At 70.2% G+C, this 21137-nt stretch carries 23 protein-coding genes and 1 tRNA gene; 13 read left to right on the forward strand and 11 right to left on the reverse strand.

Annotated features, from left to right (window positions below):
* Positions 1–2: 2 nt before the first annotated feature.
* Positions 3–818 carry a PP2C family protein-serine/threonine phosphatase gene (locus tag ABIC47_RS13130; RefSeq protein ID WP_018190641.1) on the reverse strand — a complete coding sequence of 272 codons (816 nt, stop codon included), beginning with the start codon at positions 816–818 and terminating at the stop codon, positions 3–5.
* Entirely contained in the window at positions 815–1882 is a 1068-nt protein-coding gene (locus ABIC47_RS13135) for a TerC family protein (protein ID WP_018190640.1), read from the reverse strand. The genes ABIC47_RS13130 and ABIC47_RS13135 overlap by 4 nt, the downstream gene beginning before the upstream one ends.
* Before the next feature lie 211 nt (positions 1883–2093).
* On the opposite strand from ABIC47_RS13135, the gene ABIC47_RS13140 reads away from it, so the two are divergent.
* The 4 genes from ABIC47_RS13140 (at position 2094) to ABIC47_RS13155 (ending at position 5036) form a co-directional block, all read left to right on the forward strand.
* Positions 2094–2321, forward strand: a complete 228-nt coding sequence (locus ABIC47_RS13140; protein WP_354480973.1) for a KTSC domain-containing protein — start codon at positions 2094–2096, stop codon at positions 2319–2321.
* Positions 2322–2426: 105 nt separating this feature from the next.
* On the forward strand, positions 2427–3242 hold the full coding sequence (locus tag ABIC47_RS13145; RefSeq protein WP_354480975.1) for an alpha/beta fold hydrolase: 816 nt from the start codon (positions 2427–2429) through the stop codon (positions 3240–3242).
* A complete protein-coding gene (locus tag ABIC47_RS13150) occupies positions 3239–4639 on the forward strand; it encodes a sensor domain-containing diguanylate cyclase (protein ID WP_354480977.1) in 1401 nt (466 codons plus the stop codon). The genes ABIC47_RS13145 and ABIC47_RS13150 overlap by 4 nt, the downstream gene beginning before the upstream one ends.
* Before the next feature lie 85 nt (positions 4640–4724).
* Positions 4725–5036 carry a hypothetical protein gene (locus ABIC47_RS13155; RefSeq protein ID WP_354480979.1) on the forward strand — a complete coding sequence of 104 codons (312 nt, stop codon included), beginning with the start codon at positions 4725–4727 and terminating at the stop codon, positions 5034–5036.
* A 48-nt stretch (positions 5037–5084) separates the two neighbouring features.
* Here the strand turns inward: ABIC47_RS13155 and ABIC47_RS13160 are convergent.
* The 3 genes from ABIC47_RS13160 to ABIC47_RS13170 all read right to left on the reverse strand — a co-directional run bounded on the left by ABIC47_RS13160 (position 5085) and on the right by ABIC47_RS13170 (position 8319).
* Positions 5085–5160, reverse strand: a tRNA-Glu gene (locus ABIC47_RS13160).
* A 74-nt stretch (positions 5161–5234) separates the two neighbouring features.
* Positions 5235–6137: a diacylglycerol kinase family protein gene (locus ABIC47_RS13165; RefSeq protein ID WP_020075014.1), complete on the reverse strand. Its 903-nt coding sequence runs from the start codon at positions 6135–6137 to the stop codon at positions 5235–5237.
* A gap of 76 nt (positions 6138–6213) precedes the next feature.
* Positions 6214–8319: a copper-translocating P-type ATPase gene (locus tag ABIC47_RS13170; RefSeq protein ID WP_354480981.1), complete on the reverse strand. Its 2106-nt coding sequence runs from the start codon at positions 8317–8319 to the stop codon at positions 6214–6216.
* A gap of 86 nt (positions 8320–8405) precedes the next feature.
* Between ABIC47_RS13170 and ABIC47_RS13175 the strand changes: the two genes are divergently transcribed.
* Together ABIC47_RS13175 and ABIC47_RS13180 are read left to right on the forward strand one after the other, a co-directional pair.
* Positions 8406–9044, forward strand: coding sequence for an MBL fold metallo-hydrolase (locus ABIC47_RS13175; protein ID WP_018190631.1), 639 nt, complete (start codon positions 8406–8408; stop codon positions 9042–9044).
* Positions 9041–10417: a cryptochrome/photolyase family protein gene (locus ABIC47_RS13180; protein ID WP_354480983.1), complete on the forward strand. Its 1377-nt coding sequence runs from the start codon at positions 9041–9043 to the stop codon at positions 10415–10417. The genes ABIC47_RS13175 and ABIC47_RS13180 overlap by 4 nt, the downstream gene beginning before the upstream one ends.
* Positions 10418–10430: 13 nt before the next feature.
* Here the strand turns inward: ABIC47_RS13180 and ABIC47_RS13185 are convergent, their stop codons facing one another.
* Positions 10431–10694 carry a hypothetical protein gene (locus ABIC47_RS13185; protein ID WP_018190629.1) on the reverse strand — a complete coding sequence of 88 codons (264 nt, stop codon included), beginning with the start codon at positions 10692–10694 and terminating at the stop codon, positions 10431–10433.
* Positions 10695–10813: 119 nt separating this feature from the next.
* On the opposite strand from ABIC47_RS13185, the gene ABIC47_RS13190 reads away from it, so the two are divergent.
* Together ABIC47_RS13190 and ABIC47_RS13195 are read left to right on the forward strand one after the other, a co-directional pair.
* A complete protein-coding gene (locus ABIC47_RS13190) occupies positions 10814–11002 on the forward strand; it encodes a hypothetical protein (protein WP_089875434.1) in 189 nt (62 codons plus the stop codon).
* A 63-nt stretch (positions 11003–11065) separates the two neighbouring features.
* The gene (locus ABIC47_RS13195) at positions 11066–11827 is read left to right on the forward strand and encodes a nuclease-related domain-containing protein (protein ID WP_354480985.1); all 762 of its coding nucleotides are present in this window, start codon (positions 11066–11068) and stop codon (positions 11825–11827) included.
* 95 nt (positions 11828–11922) lie between these two features.
* On the opposite strand, the gene ABIC47_RS13200 is transcribed toward ABIC47_RS13195, so the two are convergent.
* Positions 11923–12801, reverse strand: a complete 879-nt coding sequence (locus ABIC47_RS13200; protein WP_354480987.1) for an alanyl-tRNA editing protein — start codon at positions 12799–12801, stop codon at positions 11923–11925.
* An 85-nt stretch (positions 12802–12886) separates the two neighbouring features.
* Between ABIC47_RS13200 and ABIC47_RS13205 the strand changes: the two genes are divergently transcribed.
* Complete coding sequence (locus ABIC47_RS13205; RefSeq protein WP_018190625.1) at positions 12887–13852, forward strand: Dyp-type peroxidase; 966 nt, start codon at positions 12887–12889, stop codon at positions 13850–13852.
* A 299-nt stretch (positions 13853–14151) separates the two neighbouring features.
* Here ABIC47_RS13205 and ABIC47_RS13210 read toward each other — a convergent pair whose 3' ends face one another.
* Both ABIC47_RS13210 and ABIC47_RS13215 read right to left on the reverse strand, forming a co-directional pair.
* Positions 14152–15222, reverse strand: a complete 1071-nt coding sequence (locus tag ABIC47_RS13210; protein ID WP_354480989.1) for a hypothetical protein — start codon at positions 15220–15222, stop codon at positions 14152–14154.
* A 117-nt stretch (positions 15223–15339) separates the two neighbouring features.
* The gene (locus ABIC47_RS13215; RefSeq protein ID WP_502910252.1) at positions 15340–16251 is read right to left on the reverse strand and encodes a DMT family transporter; all 912 of its coding nucleotides are present in this window, start codon (positions 16249–16251) and stop codon (positions 15340–15342) included.
* A 75-nt stretch (positions 16252–16326) separates the two neighbouring features.
* Between ABIC47_RS13215 and ABIC47_RS13220 the strand changes: the two genes are divergently transcribed.
* Both ABIC47_RS13220 and ABIC47_RS13225 read left to right on the forward strand, forming a co-directional pair.
* On the forward strand, positions 16327–16836 hold the full coding sequence (locus ABIC47_RS13220; protein WP_354480993.1) for a MarR family winged helix-turn-helix transcriptional regulator: 510 nt from the start codon (positions 16327–16329) through the stop codon (positions 16834–16836).
* Between the two features lie 125 nt (positions 16837–16961).
* Positions 16962–17243, forward strand: coding sequence for a hypothetical protein (locus ABIC47_RS13225; RefSeq protein ID WP_018190622.1), 282 nt, complete (start codon positions 16962–16964; stop codon positions 17241–17243).
* 15 nt (positions 17244–17258) lie between these two features.
* Here ABIC47_RS13225 and sufU read toward each other — a convergent pair whose 3' ends face one another.
* Both sufU and ABIC47_RS13235 read right to left on the reverse strand, forming a co-directional pair.
* Positions 17259–17696 carry a Fe-S cluster assembly sulfur transfer protein SufU gene (gene sufU / locus ABIC47_RS13230; protein ID WP_018190621.1) on the reverse strand — a complete coding sequence of 146 codons (438 nt, stop codon included), beginning with the start codon at positions 17694–17696 and terminating at the stop codon, positions 17259–17261.
* On the reverse strand, positions 17693–18982 hold the full coding sequence (locus tag ABIC47_RS13235; protein WP_354480995.1) for a SufS family cysteine desulfurase: 1290 nt from the start codon (positions 18980–18982) through the stop codon (positions 17693–17695). Before ABIC47_RS13235 ends, sufU begins: the two co-directional genes overlap by 4 nt.
* A 180-nt stretch (positions 18983–19162) precedes the next feature.
* On the opposite strand from ABIC47_RS13235, the gene ABIC47_RS13240 reads away from it, so the two are divergent.
* Both ABIC47_RS13240 and ABIC47_RS13245 read left to right on the forward strand, forming a co-directional pair.
* Positions 19163–20836, forward strand: a complete 1674-nt coding sequence (locus ABIC47_RS13240; protein WP_354480997.1) for an HAD family acid phosphatase — start codon at positions 19163–19165, stop codon at positions 20834–20836.
* A gap of 54 nt (positions 20837–20890) precedes the next feature.
* Entirely contained in the window at positions 20891–21088 is a 198-nt protein-coding gene (locus ABIC47_RS13245; protein WP_018190618.1) for a hypothetical protein, read from the forward strand.
* Positions 21089–21137 lie beyond the last annotated feature (49 nt).

The following is a 21137-nucleotide window of genomic DNA, read 5'->3' on the forward strand; positions in this document are numbered from 1 at the left end:
ACCTACTCCCTCGGCTGCGTGTCTTCGAACTCCCGACCGCTGCCGTCGGCGCGTTCGCGCGTGTCGACGGGGGCCGGGGCGTCTTCCCCGGTCACCGATTCAACCACGATCACGGTGATGTTGTCGTGGCCACCGGCCTCGTTCGCCGCATCCACCAGCGCGGACGCCGGGTCGGACGGCCCCTGCGCGAGGATCTCGGCGATCCGCTGATCGCTGAGCTCGCGCGTCAGTCCGTCCGAGCAGATCAGGAAGATCTGGCGGCCGGTCTCGGCGACCAGCCCGCTGTCCGTGTCCACGAAATCCTCGGCCCCGAGCGCGCGGGTGATGACGTTGCGCTCCGGGTGGACCGCCGCCTGCGCCTCGGTGATGAGGCCGGCATCCACCAGCTCCTGGACGGCGGAGTGGTCGACGGTCAGCTGCCGCAGCTGCCGGCCGTCCCACGCGTAGACGCGCGAGTCGCCGACGTTGACGACCATCCACTGCTCGGCCGCCAGCTCGGGCACGCGGACGCGGACGATCCCGGCGAGCGTGGTGCCCGCTACGGCAGCACCCGACTCGTCGGCCCCCGAGAGCGACCGAACGGCGGCGTTCGCCTCGTCGATGGCGCGGATCACCTCGTCCGGTGTCGGCCGAGAGCCCGGCTGCAGCGTGCGCGCGAGGCTCTCCACGGCCGTCCGGCTGGCCAGGTCGCCGCGTGCGTGACCGCCCATGCCGTCGGCCACGACGAACACCGGATCCTGCGCCAGAGCGCTGTCCTCGTTGACGTGCCGGACCGCACCCGTGTCGCTGCGGACGGTCACGCCGACGAGAGAGCTCATGTGCGGGGGTCCTCCTGCGTGCCGTCGGCGACCGTTTCCTCGGCCTCGTCCTCGTCGGATTCGTCACCGTGAATGGCCTCGGCGACGCTGGTGCCGCTCATCCGCAGCTTCACCAGACTTGCAATCGTAGCGACAACCATGGCGCCGACGATCACCAGGAGCGAGGTCCAGGTGCTGATGTCGGGCGCCCACTCGATGTGCTCGCCGCCGTTGATGAACGGCAGCTCGTTCTCGTGCATGGCGTGGAACACCAGCTTCACACCGATGAAGGCGAGGATGAACGCGATCCCGTACTTGAGGTACACCAGCTTGTCGAGCAGGTGCCCGAGCAGGAAATACAGCTGCCGGAGGCCCATCAGCGCGAACACGTTCGCCGTGAACACGATGAACGGGCTCTGGGTGATGCCGAAGATGGCGGGGATGGAGTCGAGGGCGAACAGCAGGTCGGTGGTGCCCAGGGCGATGAACACGATGATCAGCGGCGTGAACATCCGTCGGCCGTCCACCACCGTGCGCAGCTTGTTGCCGTTGTACTGGGTCGACACCTTCAGGTGCTTGCGGGCGAACTTGATGAACCAGGAGTCCTCCGCGCCCTCGTCGTCATGCTTGCCGAAGGCCTGGTTGAACGCCGTCCACAGGAGGAACGCGCCGAACAGGTAGAAGATCGCGCTGAAGCTGGCGATCAGACCGGCCCCGAGCAGGATGAACACCCCGCGGAAGATCAGCGCCAGGATGATGCCCACCATCAGCACTTCCTGCTGATACTTCCTCGGCACCGCGAACCGGCCCATGATGATCACGAACACGAACAGGTTGTCGATGCTGAGGCTGTACTCCGTCAACCACCCGGCGAGGAACTGCCCGGCGTGCTCCGCATCCCCCACCACCAGCATCAGCAGAGCGAAGATCAGCGCCAGCGCCACGTAGAAGGCGACCCAGAGGGCGGACTCGCGCGGGCTCGGGATGTGCGGCCTCTTGAAGATGATCAGGAGGTCGAAGGCGAGGATCAGCAGGAGGACGACGAAGGAGCCGATCTCGAACCAGAGGGGAAGCGCGGTGTGCAACGGGGGACCTTTCGGAGGGCGCGGAAAAACACCGAAAGTCTCTCCTGCACCTCGTGGGTGCCGCTGTGCCCGGGTCCGCTGCCTCGCAGACCGTGTTGACGTGCACAGCGCCGACCGGGCACAGGTTCTCACCTGCCGCCGAGCCGTCCGGGATACTCCCCTTCGCTTCGGACATCCTAGTGCCGTCGGAGGTCCGGCGTAGGGTGCGGACGTGGAGCGGGTGGCATTCGACAGCACGGTGATCGCGACGGCGGGCTACGACCCGTCCGTACGGACGCTCGAGGTCGAGTTCGTGTCGGGCGAGGTGTACCGCTACTTCCTCGTGCCCGCGCGGGTGTGGCGTGAGCTGCGCGGCGCCGAGTCGGCGGGCTCCTACTTCAACGCCGCAGTGCGCGACCACTACCCGGAGGAGTGGATGCCGGGCGGCGCGACGGACTGACCGGCACGGCTCACGGTCGCCTGCGAACCCGGATAGGCTCGGGATGCGGAGACGGCCCAGTGACGCCGGAGAGGGGCCGTTCCTCACACCGAGATGGGACCCGGGATGCTGCAACCGACCGAAGCTGTCGACGTCCGACGTCGCAACAGCGTTCGCGAGTCCGGTGATCCGTCCGGCCGCCCGATCGTCTTCGCGCACGGCTTCGGCTGCAGCCAGGAGATGTGGCGGCGGGTGGTCCCGCATTTCGAGTCCGACTTCCGGGTGATCGTCTTCGACCACGTCGGCGCGGGCGACTCCGATGTGAGCGCCTACGACCGGGCCAAGTACGACTCGCTTCACGGCTACGCCGACGACGTGCTCGAGATCTTCGAGGCCCTCGACCTCCGCGACGCCGTCTTCGTCGGCCACTCCGTCAGCGCGATGATCGGCGTGCTGGCCGCCAACCGCTCCCCCGAACGCTTCGGGCGCCTGGTGCTCGTCGGTCCGTCGCCGCGCTACATCGACGAGGGCGACTATGTGGGCGGTTTCACGCGTTCCGACATCGATGGCCTGCTCGACACCCTCGACGACAACTATCTGGGATGGTCGGAGGCGATCGCGCCCGTCATCGCCGGCAACCCCGACCGACCGGAGCTCGGCGCGGAACTGACCGCGAGCTTCTGCCGGACCGATCCGGCGATCGCCGGCCACTTCGCCCGCGTCACCTTCCTCTCCGACAACCGCGCCGACCTCCCCGAGGTGACCGTGCCGACCGTCGTGCTGCAGTGCGCGGAGGACGCGATCGCGCCCGGCCCGGTCGGGCGCTACGTGCACGAGCAGATCCCCGGAAGCGTGTTCGTCCAGCTGAACGCCACCGGCCACTGCCCGAACCTGTCCGGTCCCGACGAGCTGGCCGCGGCCATCCGGAGCTCGCTGGCATGACGGCGGAGGGGATCACGTCCGAGGGACCCGCCGCGGATGCGCTCTACGACCGCGCGCCCTGCGGTCTCGTCACGCTGACCGAGGGCGGCCGCATCCTGCGCGTCAACGCCACCTTCGCCGCGTGGACCGGTCGCCCGGCCGACGAACTCGTCGGGGCGTCTCTCACCGATCTGCTCGAGCCGGGAGCGCGGATCTTCTACGAGACCCGCTTCCTCCCCGTCCTCCATCTCCAGGGTGAGGTGCGTGAGGTCGCCCTGTCGTTGCGCACGGCGCACGACGACGCCCTGCCCGTGCTCGTCAACGCGGTGGTCGACGAGGCCGAGTCCGGCCCGCTCATCCATGTCGCCGTCTTCGACGCCAGTCGCCGCCAGGACTACGAGCGCCAGCTGCTCGCCGCCCGCCGCATCGCGGAGGGGTCGGAGGCGCGCACCCGCGTGCTCCAGAACGCGACCACCGCCTTCGGCGAGAGCGACACCGTGGAAATGCTCGCGCAGGCTCTGGCGGAGAGCGCGCAGCAGGGTCTGGGCGCGATGGCGGCCGCCGTCTTCCTCGACGGCCACGAACCGCACCTGGTCGGAGGGACGGTCCCGCTGGATGCCGCTCTGCTGCCCGGCGGACTGCCGGCGCTCGGCGCGGTCGGCCCCACGCTCGCGACCTGGTCCGTACGGGATGAGCTGGCGCACCCGGACGTGGCGACCGCCCTCCGCGCAGCGCGCCTCGACTCCATGCTGACCGCTCCCCTCGTGCACGCGGACGCGGCGATCGGGACGCTGGCCTGCTACTTCTCGCGGCCTCCGGAGCTCGACGAGCATGCGGTCGAACTGCTCGGCTCGCTGTGCCGTCAGGCGGCGCAGACCGTCGCCCGCCTGACGCTGCAGGCGCAGCTGGCCGCGATCGCCCTCCACGACCCGCTGACCGGGCTCGCCAACCGGGTGCTGCTCCGCAGCCACATCACGGCGAGTGTCGCCTCGGCGATGGAACGGCAGGAGCCGCTCGCCCTGATCTTCGTGGACCTGGACGACTTCAAGTCCGTCAACGACGAACTCGACCACACCGCTGGCGACACCGTGCTCAAGCTGATCGCCGCGCGCCTCGTCTCGGCGGTCCGCGGCGACGACCTGGTGTGCCGGTACGGCGGCGACGAGTTCATCATCGTCTGCCAGAACACCGACCACGAGCGCGCCTCCGCGATCGCCGAGCGCATCCGCGTCGCGGTCAAGCAGCCCCTCCACGACGACGGCTGGCAGCGCGTCATCACCGCCAGCGTCGGCGTGACCGTCCACGCGGCTGGACCCGCCCGCGTCCTGAGCGGCCCGGAGCTGCTGCGCGTCGCCGACAAGGCGATGTACCGGTCGAAGGATCGCGGCAAGGACCAGGTCAGCGTCATCACGCTGTAGGTCACCGGCTGATCGCCTCCGTCGCCCCCGTGATGCCTCGAACGTGGGGAGCTGCGCTGAACCCCCGCCGGGCATGATTGTCGACATGTACACGACATCGGCTCAGCGACTGCGCTCGGAGATGATGCGCCGCATGAATGACGGCTGGCACCTCGACGGCGACATGGGCTCCGAGGAGATGCGGCTGGTCCACCTCGTCACGCCGCCCGCCTGGCGAGTCGCCCTCGAGCTGGTCAACCCCGTGGCGTGGTTTCTGGGACCGACCTATCCCACGGTCTACCGCACGATGCATGTTCGGGTGGACGAGTCCGGCCGGCTGCATCGCCGCACGACGGGGAAGATCCCATCCGGCTGGCCGCAGGTCCATGCGTGGGAAGCTCCCGACGGCCCGGTTTGACCCAAGAAAAAAGCCCGGACGCCAGTCAGTGACTGGCATCCGGGCTGTTGGTGACCCCAGCGGGATTTGAACCCGCGTTACCGCCGTGAGAGGGCGACGTCCTAGGCCGCTAGACGATGGGGCCGTCTGGCAACTAGAAGATCATGCCACAGATGGGCGTGCTGTGCCAAAACGGGGACGGCGTCCCGGGCGCGTCGCTCAGGCGAGCACGCGGAGCGCGCCGGCGGCGACCGAGACCTCGATGGGGAGGGGTCCGATCCGCTCGCCGTCCGCGTAGGCGACGACGCCCTCCGCCTCGATCCGGACGGACGAGACGCGCAGGATGCTGACCTCCGGAAGGCCGGTGTGCTCGCCGCGGAAGACCTTCGGGAACATGCGGAGGAAGCGCACGCGCGACATCGGCCCGACGACGAAGAGGTCGAGCAGGCCGTCGGAGAGGTCCGCGTCCGGGACGATGCGCATCCCGCCGCCGAGCGACCGGTTGTTGGCGACCGAGACGAGCATGGCATCCACGTCGATCGTCCGGCCGTCGGCGTGGATGCGGTACGGCCGTGGCGTCAGCGTCGCCAGTTCGCGCAGCAGCGCGATGATGTACCGGCTGCGACCCCGCGGTCGCGACATCAGGTTGGCCCGCTCGTTGACGGTCGCGTCGAAACCGGCGGAGACGACGCAGCCGAACCACGTGGTCAGTTCGCCGTGACGGATCGTCCCCGCGTCGATCGTCCGCGGCTCGCGCTGCAGCGCATCCAGCAGTCGGTCGATGGCCGCCTCGGTGTCGTCGATCGGGATGCCGAGGCCGTCGGCGAGGTCGTTGCCGGTGCCGCTGGGGACGATGCCGAGCGGAGTGCCCGTGTTCGCGACGAGGTCGATGCCGAGGTTGGCCATCCCGTCGCCGCCGACCACGACGAGCGCGTCGGCGCCGTCCGCCAGCGATCGGGCGGTCTCGCGACGGAGCAGCTCGATGTTCGCCTCCCCCATCGCGACGACGCGGTGACCGGCGTCGCGCAGGCGCTCGATGACACGCGGGCCGACCTCGCGGCGATGGCCGAAGGACGCCATGGGGTTGACCGCGACGACCACGGCCCGCGGGAGTGCGGTCACGGTCCCGATGATGGCACAGGCGGCGCCCCGCCGGCCGAAGGCGGGGCGCCGGTGCGTCGGAGCAGACGGCCGCCCGTCAGAGGCGGACGCGGCGCAGCAACTGGGCGTTGATCGCGACGACGATCGTCGAGAGCGACATGAGCACCGCGCCGAACGCCGGCGACACCACGATGCCGACCCCGATCGCGATACCGGCCGCAAGCGGGAGGGCGATGACGTTGTAGCCGGTCGCCCAGGCGAGGTTCTGCAGCATCTTCCGGTAGGTCGCGGCGGAGAGCGTGATCACCTTCGCGACACCGCGCGGGTCGCTGGAGGCGAGGACGACGCCGGCCGACTCGATGGCCACGTCCGTCCCGGCGCCGATCGCGATCCCGACGTCCGCCTGCGCGAGGGCCGGGGCGTCGTTGACGCCGTCACCGACCATCGCCACGCGGGAGCCGTCCGCCTGGAGGCGGGCCACCGTGCCGGACTTGTCCCCAGGCAGGACCTCGGCGAACACCTCTTCGATGCCCAGCTGGGCGGCGACCGCGTCGGCGACGGCCTGCGCGTCGCCGGTCAGCATGGCGACGCGGACACCGCGATCCCGCAGCGACCGGACGGCCTCCCGCGACTCCGGTCGGACGACATCGGCGAGAGCGATCATGCCGGCGACGTGGTCGCCGCGCAGAACGTAGACGACGGTCTGACCCTCGGTGGAGGCTCGGTCGGCGGCCGTGCGGACGGCGTCTCCCGGCGTCAGGCCGCCCTCGGTCAGCAGCCGGGGCGCGCCGACGGCGACCCGCTCGCCGTCGACGGTCGCGGCGGCTCCGCGGCCCCCCAGAGCCTCGAACCCGGACACCGGTGCGATCGTCAGGCCGCGCCGGCGCGCCTCGCGGACGATGGCAGCGCCGATCGGGTGCTCCGTCGGCGCCTCCACGGACGCGGCGAGCGCCAGCAGGGCGTCGGCGTCGCCGTCGTCGGCGACCACTGCGGCCACGCCCTGGCGGCCCTCGGTGAGCGTCCCGGTCTTGTCGAACAGCACGACGTCCACCCGGCGGGCGTCCTCCATGGCGTGCCGGTCGCGGATCAGCAGCCCGTTGCGAGCGCCGATGGCGGTGGAGATCTGGGCGACCAGGGGGATGGCGAGGCCGAGCGCGTGCGGGCACGCGATGATGAGCACGGTCACGACCCGCTCGAGAATGAACGCGGGGTCGCCCGGCCGCAGCAGCGTCCACACGATCAGGGTGACGGTGGCGACGGCGAGCGCGACGTAGAACAGCCACGCCGCCGCGCGGTCGGCGAGAACCTGGGTTCCGGACTTGCTTGCCTGCGCATCCGCGACGAGCTTCATGATGCCGGCGAGCGCGGTGTCGCCGCCCGTGCGACCGACCCGGACGACGAGCGAACCGCTCCCGGAGATGCTTCCGGCGACGACCTGCTCCCCCGGCCCGCGTGTCACCGGCTTCGACTCCCCGGTGAGGAGGGACTCATCCAGATCGCTCCGGCCGTGGACGATCTCGCCGTCGGCAGGCACGGCCGCACCGGGGCGCACGCGCACCAGCTCCCCCACGCGCAGCTCGGAGACCGGCACGGAGACGGGCTCGGCGTGGATGTCGGACACCCGCTCGGCCGTGTCGGGCAGGAGCTTGGCGAGCTCGCCGAGCGCGTCCTGCGCGCCCATGACGGCGGACATCTCGATCCAGTGGCCGAGCAGCATGATCAGGATGAGGGTGGCGAGCTCCCACCAGAAGTCCATGCCCGGGAGGCCCAGGGTCACGGCGACGCTGTAGCCGAAGGCGACGACGATGGCCAGCGAGATGAGGGTCATCATGCCCGGCTGCTTGGCTCTCAGCTCATCCACGGCGCCGCGCAGGAAGACGAGCCCGCCGTAGAAGAAGATGATGATGCCGAAGACCGCGGGGATGTACTGGCTGCCCGGGAATCGCGGCCCGTCGAGCCCGAGGATCTCCTGCAGACCCTGCGAGAAGACGAGGGTCGGGATGGTGAAGACCAGCGTCAACCAGAACTTCCGCTTGAAGATCGCGGGGTCGTGGCCCGCGTGACCGGAGTGGTCGTGCCCGGCGTGGTCGTGCGCCGCGTGATCGTGCTCCGCGTGACCGGAGTGGTCGTGCGCAGCGTGATCGTGCTCGTGATCGTGCCCGGCGTCGTCGTGGACCGTCGTGTGCTCGTTCTTCTCGTCCATGTCATCGGCAACAGTACCCCCTAGGGGTATATTCCTCAATCGTGTCGTTCTTGCATGCGCATCCCATCCGGTATTTCCTGGGAACCATGAGACTCACCAAGTTCGAGCACGCCGGCCTCCTCCTCGAGCAGGACGGACAGAAGCTGTTCGTCGACCCGGGCAGCTTCACTTCCCCCCTCACCGACACCGCGAACGCCGTCGCCGTGGTCATCACCCACGAGCACCCCGACCACTGGACCCCGGAGCAGTTGAACCGCGTTCTCGACCTCTCCCCCGACGTGACGATCTTCGGCCCGGAAGGCGTGGCCGCCGCAGCCTCAGACTTCGACATCACGGTGGTCCACCCGGGCGACACGGTGGAGGCCGGCCCGTTCACCCTCCGCTTCTTCGGCGGGCGCCATGCCGTCATCCACGAGAGCATCCCGGTGGTCGACAACGTCGGCGTGCTCGTCAACGACGTGCTCTACTACGCCGGCGACTCGTTCTCGGTGCCGGAGGGCGTCGAGGTGGATGTGCTGGCTGCCCCTGCGGGCGCACCCTGGATGAAGATCGCCGAGACCATGGACTACGTGCTCGCGGTGAAGCCGAAGCGCGCCTTCCCCATCCACGAGATGGTGCTCTCGCGGGCGGGCAAGGACATGTCGAACGGACGCCTGACCTGGGCGACCGAGCAGAACGGCGGCACCTTCTACCCGCTGGAGCCCGGCGACTCCCTCGACCTGTGAGCGAACGCCCCGCGGTCGTCTGGTTCCGCGACGACCTGCGGGTCGCGGACAACCCTGCCCTGCACGCAGCCGTCCAGACGGGCAGCCCGGTGCTGTGCGTCTTCGTCTGGGATGACGAGACGCCGGAGCTCCGCGCTCCCGGCGCCGCCAGCCGGTGGTGGTTGCATCACAGCCTGGCGTCGCTGACCGAGTCGCTGGAGCGCCTGGGCGCCGGGCTCGTCCTGCTGCGCGGGCGGAGCGAGACCGTCATCGAGACGGTGCTGCGGGAGACCGACGCATCGGCGATCTTCTGGAACAGGCGGTACGGCGGCGCGGAGCGACGCATCGACGAGGCGGTGAAGACCGCGGCGCGTGCCTCCGGCGTCGAGGCGGCGAGCTTCGCCGCCACCCTCCTCTTCGAGCCGTGGACGATCCGGACCGGCCAGGACACCCCGTTCTCGGTCTACACGCCGTTCTGGCGGGCCTGTCTCGCGGCCCCTGCGCCGCGGAAGCCGGGGCCGACGCCGCGGGGAGTGCATGGCGGAAGCCTGCCCCGGTCGCTCGAGACCGTGACGCTCGACGAACTCGGGCTGCTCCCGACGCATCCCGACTGGGCCGGCGGCCTGCGCGAGACGTGGGAGCCGGGCGAGAAGGCGGCGCACGCACAGCTGAAGCACTTTCTCGCCGACGATCTGAGTGACTACCGCGAACAGCGCGACGTACCCGGTGTGGACGCGACCTCGCGGCTCTCTCCCCGGCTCCGCTGGGGAGAGCTCAGCCCCCACCAGGTGTGGCACGCGACGATCGAGAAGCGTCAGGGCGCGACGGCGCAGAGCGCGTCGACCTTCCTCTCGGAGGTCGGCTGGCGCGAGTTCGCCTATCACACGCTCTTCGAGCACCCGGATCTGGCGACCGTGAACATCCATCGCGAGTACGACTCCTTCCCGTGGCCGCGGCTGCATCCGTCTGCGCTGCGGGCCTGGGAACAGGGTCGCACCGGCGTGCCCTTGGTGGACGCGGGGATGCGCGAACTGTGGAGAACCGGAGTCATGCACAACCGGGTGCGCATGGTGACCGCGTCGTTCCTGATCAAGAACCTGCTCATCGACTGGCGCCACGGTGAGCAGTGGTTCTGGGACACCCTGGTCGACGCCGACCCCGCCAACAACGCCTTCAACTGGCAGTGGGTCGCCGGCAGCGGCGCGGACGCCGCGCCGTACTTCCGCATCTTCAACCCGGAGCTGCAGCGACAGAAGTTCGACCCGCAGGGCGACTACGTGCGCCGCTGGGTTCCCGAATGGGACACCCCCGACTATCCGGAGCCGATCGTCGACCTCGCGGAGACGCGTCGCGCGGCCCTCGCCGCCTACGACGTGGTCAAGCGCTCACGCTGACGCGAGCGGGAGCTCAGCGCCCGTGCTCGGCGAGGATCTGGTCCACATCGATGCTGCGCAGCAGCGCCTCCCAGTCGATCGCGCGCGCCTCGTCGGCGACCTCCTCGTCGGCGAGCACCCGTCCGGAGCGCTCGACCACGACCCCGCGCGGCAGCATCCGGTTGAGCTCGGCCAGGATGGCGTCGTCCACCGCCTCCGTGTCGAAGTCGGCGCCGACGCGCGCGTAATAGTCGCCGGACAGCGTGTAGGAGACGATCCCGGTTTCAATGCGGCTCATGTGCCGCATGCTAGCCCGTCCCGGCCGCGAATCGTCAACCGGCTCCCCGATCCGGGCGCGGGCGCGGGCCAGGGCGGCGGGCGTGGGCCGGTGCGACCGACGCGGGTACAGTGCGCCGCATGACCGATCGATCGGATGACACCGCAGCACCCCGCGACGCCGACGAGCTCACCGACGCCGTCAGCGACCTCGGCAAGACCGACACCGACCGCCTGGAGACGGTGCAGGAACGGAACGACTCGCTCGAGGAACGCCTCCCGGACAACAGCGACCTCCCCCGCACCCACGGCACCCCCGGGCAGGGGTAGCCGCGTCGATCCGTCCCCGACCGGGGACTGGGGCACCGCCCGCCGGCTCGATACCGTGGCCGGATGAGTACACAGCGGATGCGCGACCGCGCCCCCGGGACGGCCGTGATGGAGCAGGTTGTGCGGCTGCAGGAGGCGTCTCCGCCGCGCTCACCGCTGGCCCGCGCGTTCGGGATGGACCCGTTGCCGGCCGACGCCCAGCCGTGGTTCGCCGGAGCTCTCGGAGAGCGTCAGGTCGGCGCGACGCTGGCACGGCTCCCGAAGGGATGGAGCGCGTTCCACGCCGTCCCGGTCGGCTCCGGCGAGGCGGACGTCGACCATCTCGTCGTCGGCCCGGGCGGCGTGTTCGTGGTCAACACCAAGCACCACCGCGGCGCGCGCCTGGCGGTGTACGACCGGTCGGTGCTGGTCAACGGCGTCAAGCAGCCGTACCTGCGCAACTCCGATCTCGAGGCCTCGCGCGTCCGCGGGCTTCTGCTGCGTGCCGGGATCGAGGCGCCCGTCCACGCGGTGATCGTGGTCGTCGGCGCGAAGGAGGTGCGCCTCCATCGCAAGCCGGTCCGCACCGCCGTGGTGCGCTCGGAGTCGCTCGTGCGCTGGCTCACCCGCCGGCCGGCGGCTCTGGATGACGAGACCGTCGCGCGGGCGGCTCGCCTGTTCGACGACCCGTCCAGCTGGCGGGCCGTGGAGTCGCCGGGCGACACCGCGGAGCGCTTCGGCGCGATCGAGCGCGAGGTGCGCAGCGCGCAGCTGGTGCGCGCCGGTTGGGGCCTCGCCGCCGGCCTCGGCCTCCTCGCCGCCGCCCTCCCGTTCCTCCCCCACTGACGGTCCCACGCCGACAGCTCCTGAGTTTTTCCGCGTTTTCGACGAAGAAAGGCCGAAAAACTCAGGAGCCGTTGGTGTGAGAGGCGCCGCGGGGGTCAGGCGAGGTGCGCGGTCGTGCGCATCGTCAGAGTGACGGCTCCCTCCGCCTCGGCGAGGTCGAGCTGGATGTCGGCGCCGCTGAGCTCGGTGAGCGACCGCAGGTGGGTGCCGCCGCACGGGATCTCGACAACGCCCTCCGGCAGCTCGGCCCGCCAGCGGCGCCGGTCGCCGAGACCCTGGCGAGCGCCCTCCCGCACGATGGAGATGGCGGCGCCGCTCGCGATCCAGTCGGCGAGGGTGCGATTCGCCGCGGCGGTCACCTCGTCCAGCTGCGCGGGGAGGTCGGCGGCCGCGAAGCCCTTCTTCCGCAGGCTCTTGCCGATGCGGTACTCGTCGAGCGAACCGCCCTCGAGGATGCGCGAGCTGGTGATCGCGAGCTGGTCGAAGTTGGGGCGGCCACGACCGTCGACGGCGACCTCCTTCGTCCACAGGCCGGCGAGCGCGTCGTTCAGGGCGAGGGACGCCAGATGGCAGGCGGTGTGCCCGGCGGAGAGGGCTCGGCGTCGGGCCGGGTCGACGCTGACGGCGACACCCGCTCCCGGCTCGATGCCCGCGGCGTCCTCGACCAGGTGGCACACGACGAAGGCCCAGCCCTCGGTTCCGGTGCGGACCGGCGCGTCGCCCACGTGCAGGGTGGTGCCGTCGGTCGCGCCGACCACCGCATCCACCACCTCGTAGGAACGCCCGTCGACGGTCAGCGTCCCGGCGTCGGCGGGCTGATCCGGCCACACCGGGTCGACGGGATGGAACGCGGTCCGGTCGAGCACCACGGCCGAGCGGCCGTCGGGCAGAGGCTGGACAAGGGCGACGGTTCCGGTGGAGGTCAGGTCGCCGTCGGGATAGGTGACGGCGGTGTCGATGGAGGGCAGGCTCATCCCTCCAGCCTAGGTCGGCGCAGACGGCACGCCCGCGCGTCCGCCCGAGTGGCGACGCGACGCCCCGATACGGCAGCATGGCGGCATGGCGAACACCGGCGACCAGCCCTGGCAGCGCGTCCCCATCGATCCGCAGAGCGTCGACGCACCCCTGTCGCGCGCCGCCGTCTTCCTCGTGGTGACGGTCAACGACACGCCGGAGGCGCTCGCCACCGTGAAGGACGTGCTCGGCGGCATCACCGACCAGGTGAAGACGGTCGGATTCCGCGACCTCGGCGCCCGGCTCTCGTGCAACGTCGGCATCGGCGCCGCCCTCTGGCCGCGCCTCACCGACACCCCCCTCCCGCGCGAGCTGCACCCCTTCCGCGAGATCGCCGGATCGGTCCACACGGCCGTCTCGACGCCGGGCGATCTGCTGTTCCACATCCGCGCCGAGCGGAGCGACTTCACGTTCGAGCTGGAGCGTCAGCTCCTCGACTCCCTCGCCGGCGCCGTCGAGGTCGTGGATGAGGTGGTCGGGTTCCGCTACTTCGACGCCCGCGACCTGCTCGGCTTCGTCGACGGCACCGCCAACCCGGCGGGCGGCGACATGACGGAGGCGACCGTCGTCGGCGACGAGGACCCGGAGCACGCGGGCGGCAGTTACGTCGTCGTGCAGAAGTACCTGCACGACCTGGGCGCCTGGAACCGGCTGCCTGTGCCGTCGCAGGAGGGCGTGATCGGCCGCACCAAGGTCGAGAACATCGAGCTGGACGACGCCGAGCACGGCCAGAAGTCGCACAAGACCCTCGCGACGATCGTCGACGAGGCGGGGGTCGAGCACGACATCCTGCGCGACAACATGCCGTTCGGACGCCCAGGACACGGCGAGTTCGGCACCTACTTCATCGGCTACTCCCGCGCGCTCTGGGTGATCGAGCGGATGCTGGAGCGGATGTTCGTGGGCGACCCGGAGGGCAGCTACGACCGCATCCTCGACTTCTCGACCGCGGCGACCGGCTCGACGTTCTTCGCGCCGACCCGAAGCTTCCTGGAGTCTCTCGGCAGCTGAGGGCAGCGTCACGTCAGAATCAGAGCGGCAAACGTCAACCACGCTGCAGCACCGACGAAACACGCCATCGCGTGTTTCGGTTTACCTCGGCTTGCCTGTTCCACGCCCATCAGGACGCACAGAACGGAGAACAGGGCGTACACCGCAACGTCCAATGGGCTGTTGAGAAACCCAGGGAGAGTGCCTGACAGCGACAGGATGACGCGGAGCGCCAGGAAGCTGCCCATGGCCGCGGCCACAAGAGTCTCCGCGACTCGCAAACGTCTCCCTCTGGCGACTTCCTGTGTCGGTCCCATGGGTTATCCCGCGCAGGATTTCAGGCCGTAAACCGACGTCCCCAGCCCCAACCAGGCGACGGCACCTTTCGCAGTGAGCACCACAGCGCCCCCGATTCCGTAGACAGACGCGGCCGCTCCGAGGATAGCCACAACGCAGTCGAGGGTCCCGAAGGCGGCAGGAGTACCCGGGTACCCGTAGCCGTTGAGCGCGATCATCTGGACGTTCTTGCCGTTGATGTACTTCTGCAAGCGCGAACCTTTGCAGTTGGAGAGTCTCTCGCCCGGCTTCAAGAAGTAACTGCTTCCGTTCTGCAGCACGCAGTTGTACGAGTAGACGCCGGTAGTCGTCGGGTCGGCGACGACCGGAAATGCGGTGTCCTCCAGGAAGTCGACCACCTGCGTGAGCGTGGTTCCGTCCACCTCATAGTGGGTGGGCACGGGGTCGCCGTTGGCATCCTTCGCCCAAGCGTCTCCGAAGACGCGGAGCGGTGAGCCGTCGGCGGCGACGATCGCGACGACGCCGTCCGCGCTCTGCACGAGCGATGCGCCATCGGGAATGGCGATCGAGTAGTCGTAGCGCCGCGGTGCTCGCGCGTTGTCGATCACCGTGGTGATCTGAACAGCGCCGTCGTTTCGGATCAACGGGACGGTGGTCGAGCCGTTGTTGTTGTCGTAGGCCACCACGCCGGGGACCGGCGAGGCCACCGCGGCGTCGGCCCGCTCCGCGAATGGCAGACCTATCAGCACGTCGTCGCCTAGCGAGATTCCGTCGGCCGCGTCTGCCGGCACCGAGACGGTGACACCCCCAGAAAGAACGGCCTGTGCCGCTGCGTCTTGATCGACGTCCGTTATGGCGAGCTGAGTGAGCAATGACGGCGCGAGCTCCTGTATGGCGGCGAGCGCGTCCGCTGCATTCGCTTCCCCATCGCCCGCGTTTGCAAACCCGGTCAGGCCGACTGTCAGCGCTGCGCCGCACGCGAGCAGCGCAACCGCCCTCATAGCAGGAGCTTTCCGCATGGATTCCCTCTCGTTCGTCGTCGAACGCGCGGACCCGTTGCTCCTCACCCGCTCAGCGGAAGGAGCTTCGTCCACGACCGGACGGGATATCCCGTCGTATGAATACGACGAGGGAATTGGCGGATCGTGATGCGGGTTCTCGATGAGATTTACCGATTCCGCCGCCCGAGCAGCTGGACGCCGAGCAGGCAGCTACGACCGCATCCTCGACTTCTCGACCGCGGCGACCGGCTCGACGTTCTTCGCGCCCACCCGCAGCTTCCTGGAGTCCCTCGGCAGCTGACCGGCCTTCGGCAGCCGACCGAGCGCGATGCCGGCCAGCACGATCGCGAGTCCGAGCAGCTGCCGCCCGCTCAGTGCCTCCCCCGCGACCAGTGCACCGAGCACCACGCCGGTGACGGGGTTGAGCAGCCCGATCAGTCCGACCGTTCCTGCCGGCAGGTGCCGCAGACCCGCGAACCACGCGACGAACGCCAGCGCGGTCGCCACGACCGTGACGTAGGCGAATCCGGCGATCGCCGCGCCGTCCAGCGCCGGAGGCGCGCCTTCGATGATCACGGCGACCGGCAGCACGAGCAGTCCGCCGGCCAGCAGCTGCCAGGCGGTGGATGCGACCAGATCGACCGCTCCCCAGCGCGTCGCGAGCGCGTAACCGATCGCCGAGCCGACCAGGGCGGTCACCGCGAGGACGACACCGAGTCCGTCGACGGCGTCCGCTCCCCCGAACAGCATGAGCGCGACGCCCACGATGCCCGCCGCACCTCCCGCGAGTGCCAGTGCGCGCGGCCGCTGCCCGAGGATGACGCGGCCGGCCGCCATCATCACGAGCGGCGACGCCGCCATCACCGTCGAGGCCACACCGGAGGGCAGCCGCTGCGCGACCGCGTAGACCAGCGCGAAGAAGCCGCCGGTGTTCAGCACGCCCAGCACGGCGGACCGCCACCACCACGCGCCGTGCGGTCGGCGTCGGCTGATCGCCAGGAGGATCACCCCGGCCGGGAGCGCGCGGATGACGGCTCCCCAGAGCGCCTCGTCGGGCAGCACTGCCCGCGTGACGACGTAGGTGGAGCCCCACGCGACGGGCGCGATGGCGGTGACGAGCATCCATCGCCAGGTCGCGGCGAACCGATTATCTTCCATGGAAGCTACTTTAGCTTCCAAGGAAGGTATTGTGAAGGGATGGAGCAGGAAACCGGAGAGCAGACCGACGCCGTCGCGCGCATCCAGGCCGAGTGGCGCCGTGAGCGTCCCGACCTCGACCCGTCGCCGCAGGGCATCATCGGCCGACTGCACCGTGTCGCCGCCCGGCTCACCGACGAGCTGGTGGCCGTCTACGACGCGCACGGGCTCGCCGAGGGCGACTTCGACGCGCTCGCCACCCTGCGCCGCGCGGGCGCGCCCTACGAGCGGACCCCCGGCGAACTGGCCGACCACACCATGATCACGACCGGCGGCATGACGAAACGCATCGACAGGCTGGAGCGTGCCGGCCTCGTCACCCGCCGCGTCTCCGAGACCGACGGCCGCGGCCGGGTCGTCGCGCTCACCCCGCGCGGACGCGAGGCGATCGACGCGGCGTTCACGGATCACCTCGCCAACGAGCACCGCCTGGTCGACGAGCTGAGCCCACGGGATGCGGCCGAGCTCGAGCGCATCCTCACCGTCTGGCTCTCCCGACTGGAGCCCTGACCGGTACCGGAAGCACCCGCGGAAGGCGCCCCGACACACCTCCCGCGTAACGCGACGCAGGTTTTCGCAACAGGTCGTCATCTTCATGGCGGCGGCGCGTGGCCACGCGGTACAAACGGTCGATCATGTCGCGCATCTTCACGAGCAAGTTCAGTCCGGGACGGGCCCGCTGGGAGCTGGTCGTCAGCCCGCAGGGCGACGTGTACGCCTTTCCGCTCACCCTGCCGCTCGCGCAGCGGCAGGTGCTGGGCGGCCATCGCCGCTACCTCGTGGGACGCGTCACGCGGGGCGCCCAGGCGTGGACGGCCGCGGGCCCCTCGGGGCTCGTCTACGGCACGACGTTCCCGTCGCTGCCGTCAGCGCTGGAGGCGATCGCCGACGAGGTCGACCTGGCACCGGTGCCGTGACGGCGACCGCGCCGATCAGGCGGACTTGAGCAGCGCGTCCTCGAGGGCCACCCACGGCAGCATCGCGCACTTCACCCGCGTGACGTACTTGGAGACGCCGGCGAGGGCGACCGCGTCACCGAGCAGTTCCTCGTCGCCCTCCAGTGCGCCCTTCGAGTGCATGAGCTCGCGGAAGGCGGCGATGGATGCGGACAGCCGCTCGCGGTCCACCTCCTCGACCAGGTCGCTCAGCAGCGACGCGGAGGCCGTCGAGATGGAGCAGCCGTGCCCCTCCCAGCCGATCGAGAGGATGCGCCCGTCGGCCGCGGTGCGCACGCCGACGGTCACCTCGTCGCCGCAGGTGGGGTTGAACTGATGCGAGGTCGCGGCCTCGTCGCCCGCGATGCCGTAGCCGTGCTTCTCGCGGGCGTGATCGAGGATGACCTGCTGGTACAGGTTCTGCAGGTCGCTCATCGGACTCCTCCGCTCGTGACGCCGAAGAAGGCGCGGGCGTCCGCGATCGCCTCGACGGCCGCATCCACCTCGTCGGCGGTGTTGTAGAGATAGGTGCTGATGCGCGTACTGGCGGTCGCGCCGAAACGGCGGTGCACGGGCTGCGCGCAGTGGTGGCCGACCCGCACCGCGATACCGCGGTCGTCGAGGAACTGGCCGACGTCGTGCGCGTGGATGCCGTCCACCACGACGCTCGCGAGGCCGACCCGCGGCACACCGGCACCCGGGCCGAGCACGCGCACGCCCTCGACCTCGTCGAGGCGCGCGAGCAGCCGCTCCCCCAGCGCCTCCTCGTGCGCTTCGATCGCGGGCATTCCGACCGCATCGAGGTAGTCGACGGCGGCGGCGAGGGCGACGGCCTGCGACACGCGCTGGGTCCCGGCCTCGAACCGCTGCGGCGCCGGGAGGTACTCGGCGCCCTCCAGCGTCACCTGCGTGATCATGGAGCCGCCGGTGAGGAAGGGCGGGAGGGCGTTCAGCAGCTCGCTGCGGCCGTAGAGGGCGCCGACGCCGGTCGGGCCAAGCATCTTGTGGCCCGAGAACACGGCGAAGTCGACGTCCAGAGCGGGCAGGTCGACGGCCAGATGCGGGACGGACTGGCAGGCGTCCAGCACGACGAGCGCGCCGTGTTCGTGGGCCAGCGCGACGAGCTCGGCGACGGGGGCGATGCCGCCGAGCACGTTGGAGACGTGCGCGAACGCGACGACCCGCGTGCGCGGGCCGATGATCTCGGCGGCCTGATCGAGCCGCAGCATCCCGTCGTCGGTCAGGCCGATCACGCGCAGGGTCGCGCCGGTGCGCGCGGCGAGCTCCTGCCAGGGGATGAGGTTGGCGTGGTGCTCCGCCTCCGTCACGACGAGCTCGTCGCCCGGGCCGAGACGGAAGCGCTCGGCCGCCGCGCCACCGCGTCCGAGCGAGGCGTTTGACATCCCGTACGCCAGCAGGTTGATGCCCTCGGTCGCGTTGGAGGTCCAGACCAGTTCCTCCGGCTGTGCGCCGACGAAGCCGGCGACGCGCGCCCTGGCGTCTTCGAACAGCTCGGTCGCCTCGCCCGCCACCGTGTGCGCCCCGCGGTGCACGGCAGAGGTGAAGCGCTCGGCGAACTCGCGTTCGGCGTCGAGCACCTGACGCGGCTTCTGCGACGTGGCGCCGGAGTCGAGGTAGACGAAGGGGTGCCCGTTCACCTCTCGCGAGAGGATCGGGAAGTCCGCACGGAGGGCGGCCGTGTCGAGAGTGTCGGTGCTCATACGGGCGTCAACGTTACCGGCGCCGACTTCAATCCCGCTGAGTGTGTCATTCGGTTCGCGACCGCCGGCGACGTCCCTTCGCTTCCGCTCGCGTCGACCCTTCGCTAGGCTGCTCCCGGCCCCCGAACGGGGGCAGACATCCAGGCCACACGACGGCCGCCCGATGGCGAAGGTGCGATCATGTCCGACTCCCTCCACTCCCCCTCCCGGTTCCGCCGCGTGTTCGTCGGCGCCGCGAGCGCTCTCGTGCTCGCGCTCGGCGTCGGCCTGGCGGACGCCCCCGCAGCGCTCGCCTGGGATCCGGGACCCGGAAATGGGCACGGCCACGGCGACACGGCTCTCACGCCGCGCACCTCGTTCACCATGGCGCCCGACGGCTCGAGCGGAGCGACCCAGGGCGGTGAAGGCATCCCGAACATCGACTCCGACAAGAAGACGATCGCCACCTACTACGGCGACCCCGGCACCGGCATCGCGAACAAGACCGACTCGCCGTACATCCGCGAGCTCGGCGGCATCCTCGGCCGCGAGAAGACGGAGCTCAAGGCCGAGTACGACCGCGCCGTGCAGCAGGGCCAGAAGCCCGCGATCGTCTTCGACGCGGACGACACGACGCTCTGGACGTACGACATGGAGGTCGCGGACATGCACTTCCAGTTCAACCCGGCCGAGCAGGATGTGTGGGTCCAGGGCCAGCGCTTCCCCGCCACTCCCGGAATGGTCGACTTCGTGAACCAGGCCGCCGCGCTCGGGTACACGGTGTTCGGGCTGACCGGGCGCAACGACAACCAGAAGGCCGCCACCCTCGGCAACCTCGACAAAGTCGGCTACACCGCATTCACCCCCGACCGCTTCTACACGAAGTGGACCGGCACCGGCGCCTCCCAGCAGCCCTCGTACATCACGTGCGCGGCGGCCAGCTGCACGACCGTCGAGTACAAGGCGCTGACGCGGAAGCACATCCAGGACCTCGGCTACACGATCACACTCAACGTCGGCGACCAGTGGTCGGACCTCCAGGGCGGCTACGCGGAGGAGGCGCTCAAACTCCCGAACCCGACCTACTACCTGCCGTCGCCGGACCTGCCCGGCGTCTCCGAGCCGCAGCTCGCCCCGCGCACCCACTTCACCATGGCACCTGACGGCTCGAGCGGAGCCACCGAGGGCGGCGAGGGCATCCCGAACATCGACTCCGTCAAGAAGACCATCGCCACTTACTACGGCGACCCGGGCACGGGCATCGCGAACAAGACCGACTCGCCCTACATCCGTGAGCTCCGCTCCATCGCGCTCCGCCAGGCGCCGGTGCTGGCCGCGACCTGTTTCGTCGAGAAGAAGCTCCACAAGAACCCGGCGATCGTGCTCGACACGGACGACACCACGCTCTGGACGTATGACATGGAGGTCGCGGACATGCACTTCCAGTTCAACCCGGCCGAGCAGGATGTGTGGGTGCAGCAGCAGCGCTTCCCGGCCACGCCGCACATGACGACCCTGGCGGCCGTTGCCCAGAAGGCCGGCTGCACCCTGATCGGCCTCACCGGGCGCAACGACGACCAGAAGGCCGCGACGCTCGGCAACCTCGCGAAGGTCGGCTACACCGGCTTCACCGCGCAGAACTTCTACACGAAGTGGACGGGCGTCGGCGCCTCGCAGCAGCCGTCGTACATCACCTGCGCGACCGCCAAGTGCACGACCATCGAGTACAAGTCGCAGACACGCGCGCACATCGAGTCGCCCTCCGGCGGCCGCTATGACATCGTCGCCAACTTCGGCGACCAGTTCAGCGACCTGATCGGCGGCTACGCCGACCGGACCGTGAAGCTGCCGAACCCGACGTACTACCTGCCGTAACGCGCCGTCCGCTCGGCCGTGACCGAACCATCCCCGCCCGGATAGGCTCGGAGCATGGTCGAGCGGACGAACGGTTCCCCCTGGTTCTTCATCCTGGGAGTCGCACTCGTCGTCATCGGGCTCGCGGGTCCGCTGCTGGTGGATGCGCTGGCCGGAGAGACGCAGTGGCTCGTGCGCGGCGCGGGGGTGCTCGTGGCGATCGGCGGCGCGGTGCTGATCGGATTCGGCGTGCGGCGGCGGCAGGGGCGCTGAGGTCCCCGTCGGCGCCTGCTCCGCTGGTGCTAGACGCAGCCTGAGGCCA

Origin of the sequence: Leifsonia sp. 563, assembly GCF_040545055.1 — a bacterium.
GTDB lineage: Bacteria > Actinomycetota > Actinomycetes > Actinomycetales > Microbacteriaceae > Leifsonia.

Excerpts from the sequence above, each read along its gene's own strand:
- ABIC47_RS13145 (WP_354480975.1), top strand. The coding sequence starts at position 2,427 with ATGCTGCAACCGACCGAAGCTGTCGACGTCCGACGTCGCAACAGCGTT.
- ABIC47_RS13240 (WP_354480997.1), top strand. The coding sequence starts at position 19,163 with ATGTCCGACTCCCTCCACTCCCCCTCCCGGTTCCGCCGCGTGTTCGTC.
- ABIC47_RS13155 (WP_354480979.1), top strand. The coding sequence starts at position 4,725 with ATGTACACGACATCGGCTCAGCGACTGCGCTCGGAGATGATGCGCCGC.
- ABIC47_RS13195 (WP_354480985.1), top strand. The coding sequence starts at position 11,066 with ATGAGTACACAGCGGATGCGCGACCGCGCCCCCGGGACGGCCGTGATG.
- ABIC47_RS13185 (WP_018190629.1), bottom strand. The coding sequence starts at position 10,694 with ATGAGCCGCATTGAAACCGGGATCGTCTCCTACACGCTGTCCGGCGAC.
- ABIC47_RS13190 (WP_089875434.1), top strand. The coding sequence starts at position 10,814 with ATGACCGATCGATCGGATGACACCGCAGCACCCCGCGACGCCGACGAG.
- ABIC47_RS13225 (WP_018190622.1), top strand. The coding sequence starts at position 16,962 with ATGTCGCGCATCTTCACGAGCAAGTTCAGTCCGGGACGGGCCCGCTGG.
- ABIC47_RS13205 (WP_018190625.1), top strand. The coding sequence starts at position 12,887 with ATGGCGAACACCGGCGACCAGCCCTGGCAGCGCGTCCCCATCGATCCG.
- sufU (WP_018190621.1), bottom strand. The coding sequence starts at position 17,696 with ATGAGCGACCTGCAGAACCTGTACCAGCAGGTCATCCTCGATCACGCC.
- ABIC47_RS13215 (WP_502910252.1), bottom strand. The coding sequence starts at position 16,251 with ATGCTCGTCACCGCCATCGCGCCCGTCGCGTGGGGCTCCACCTACGTC.
- ABIC47_RS13175 (WP_018190631.1), top strand. The coding sequence starts at position 8,406 with ATGAGACTCACCAAGTTCGAGCACGCCGGCCTCCTCCTCGAGCAGGAC.
- ABIC47_RS13220 (WP_354480993.1), top strand. The coding sequence starts at position 16,327 with ATGGAGCAGGAAACCGGAGAGCAGACCGACGCCGTCGCGCGCATCCAG.
- ABIC47_RS13170 (WP_354480981.1), bottom strand. The coding sequence starts at position 8,319 with ATGGACGAGAAGAACGAGCACACGACGGTCCACGACGACGCCGGGCAC.
- ABIC47_RS13245 (WP_018190618.1), top strand. The coding sequence starts at position 20,891 with ATGGTCGAGCGGACGAACGGTTCCCCCTGGTTCTTCATCCTGGGAGTC.
- ABIC47_RS13130 (WP_018190641.1), bottom strand. The coding sequence starts at position 818 with ATGAGCTCTCTCGTCGGCGTGACCGTCCGCAGCGACACGGGTGCGGTC.
- ABIC47_RS13235 (WP_354480995.1), bottom strand. The coding sequence starts at position 18,982 with ATGAGCACCGACACTCTCGACACGGCCGCCCTCCGTGCGGACTTCCCG.
- ABIC47_RS13200 (WP_354480987.1), bottom strand. The coding sequence starts at position 12,801 with ATGAGCCTGCCCTCCATCGACACCGCCGTCACCTATCCCGACGGCGAC.
- ABIC47_RS13150 (WP_354480977.1), top strand. The coding sequence starts at position 3,239 with ATGACGGCGGAGGGGATCACGTCCGAGGGACCCGCCGCGGATGCGCTC.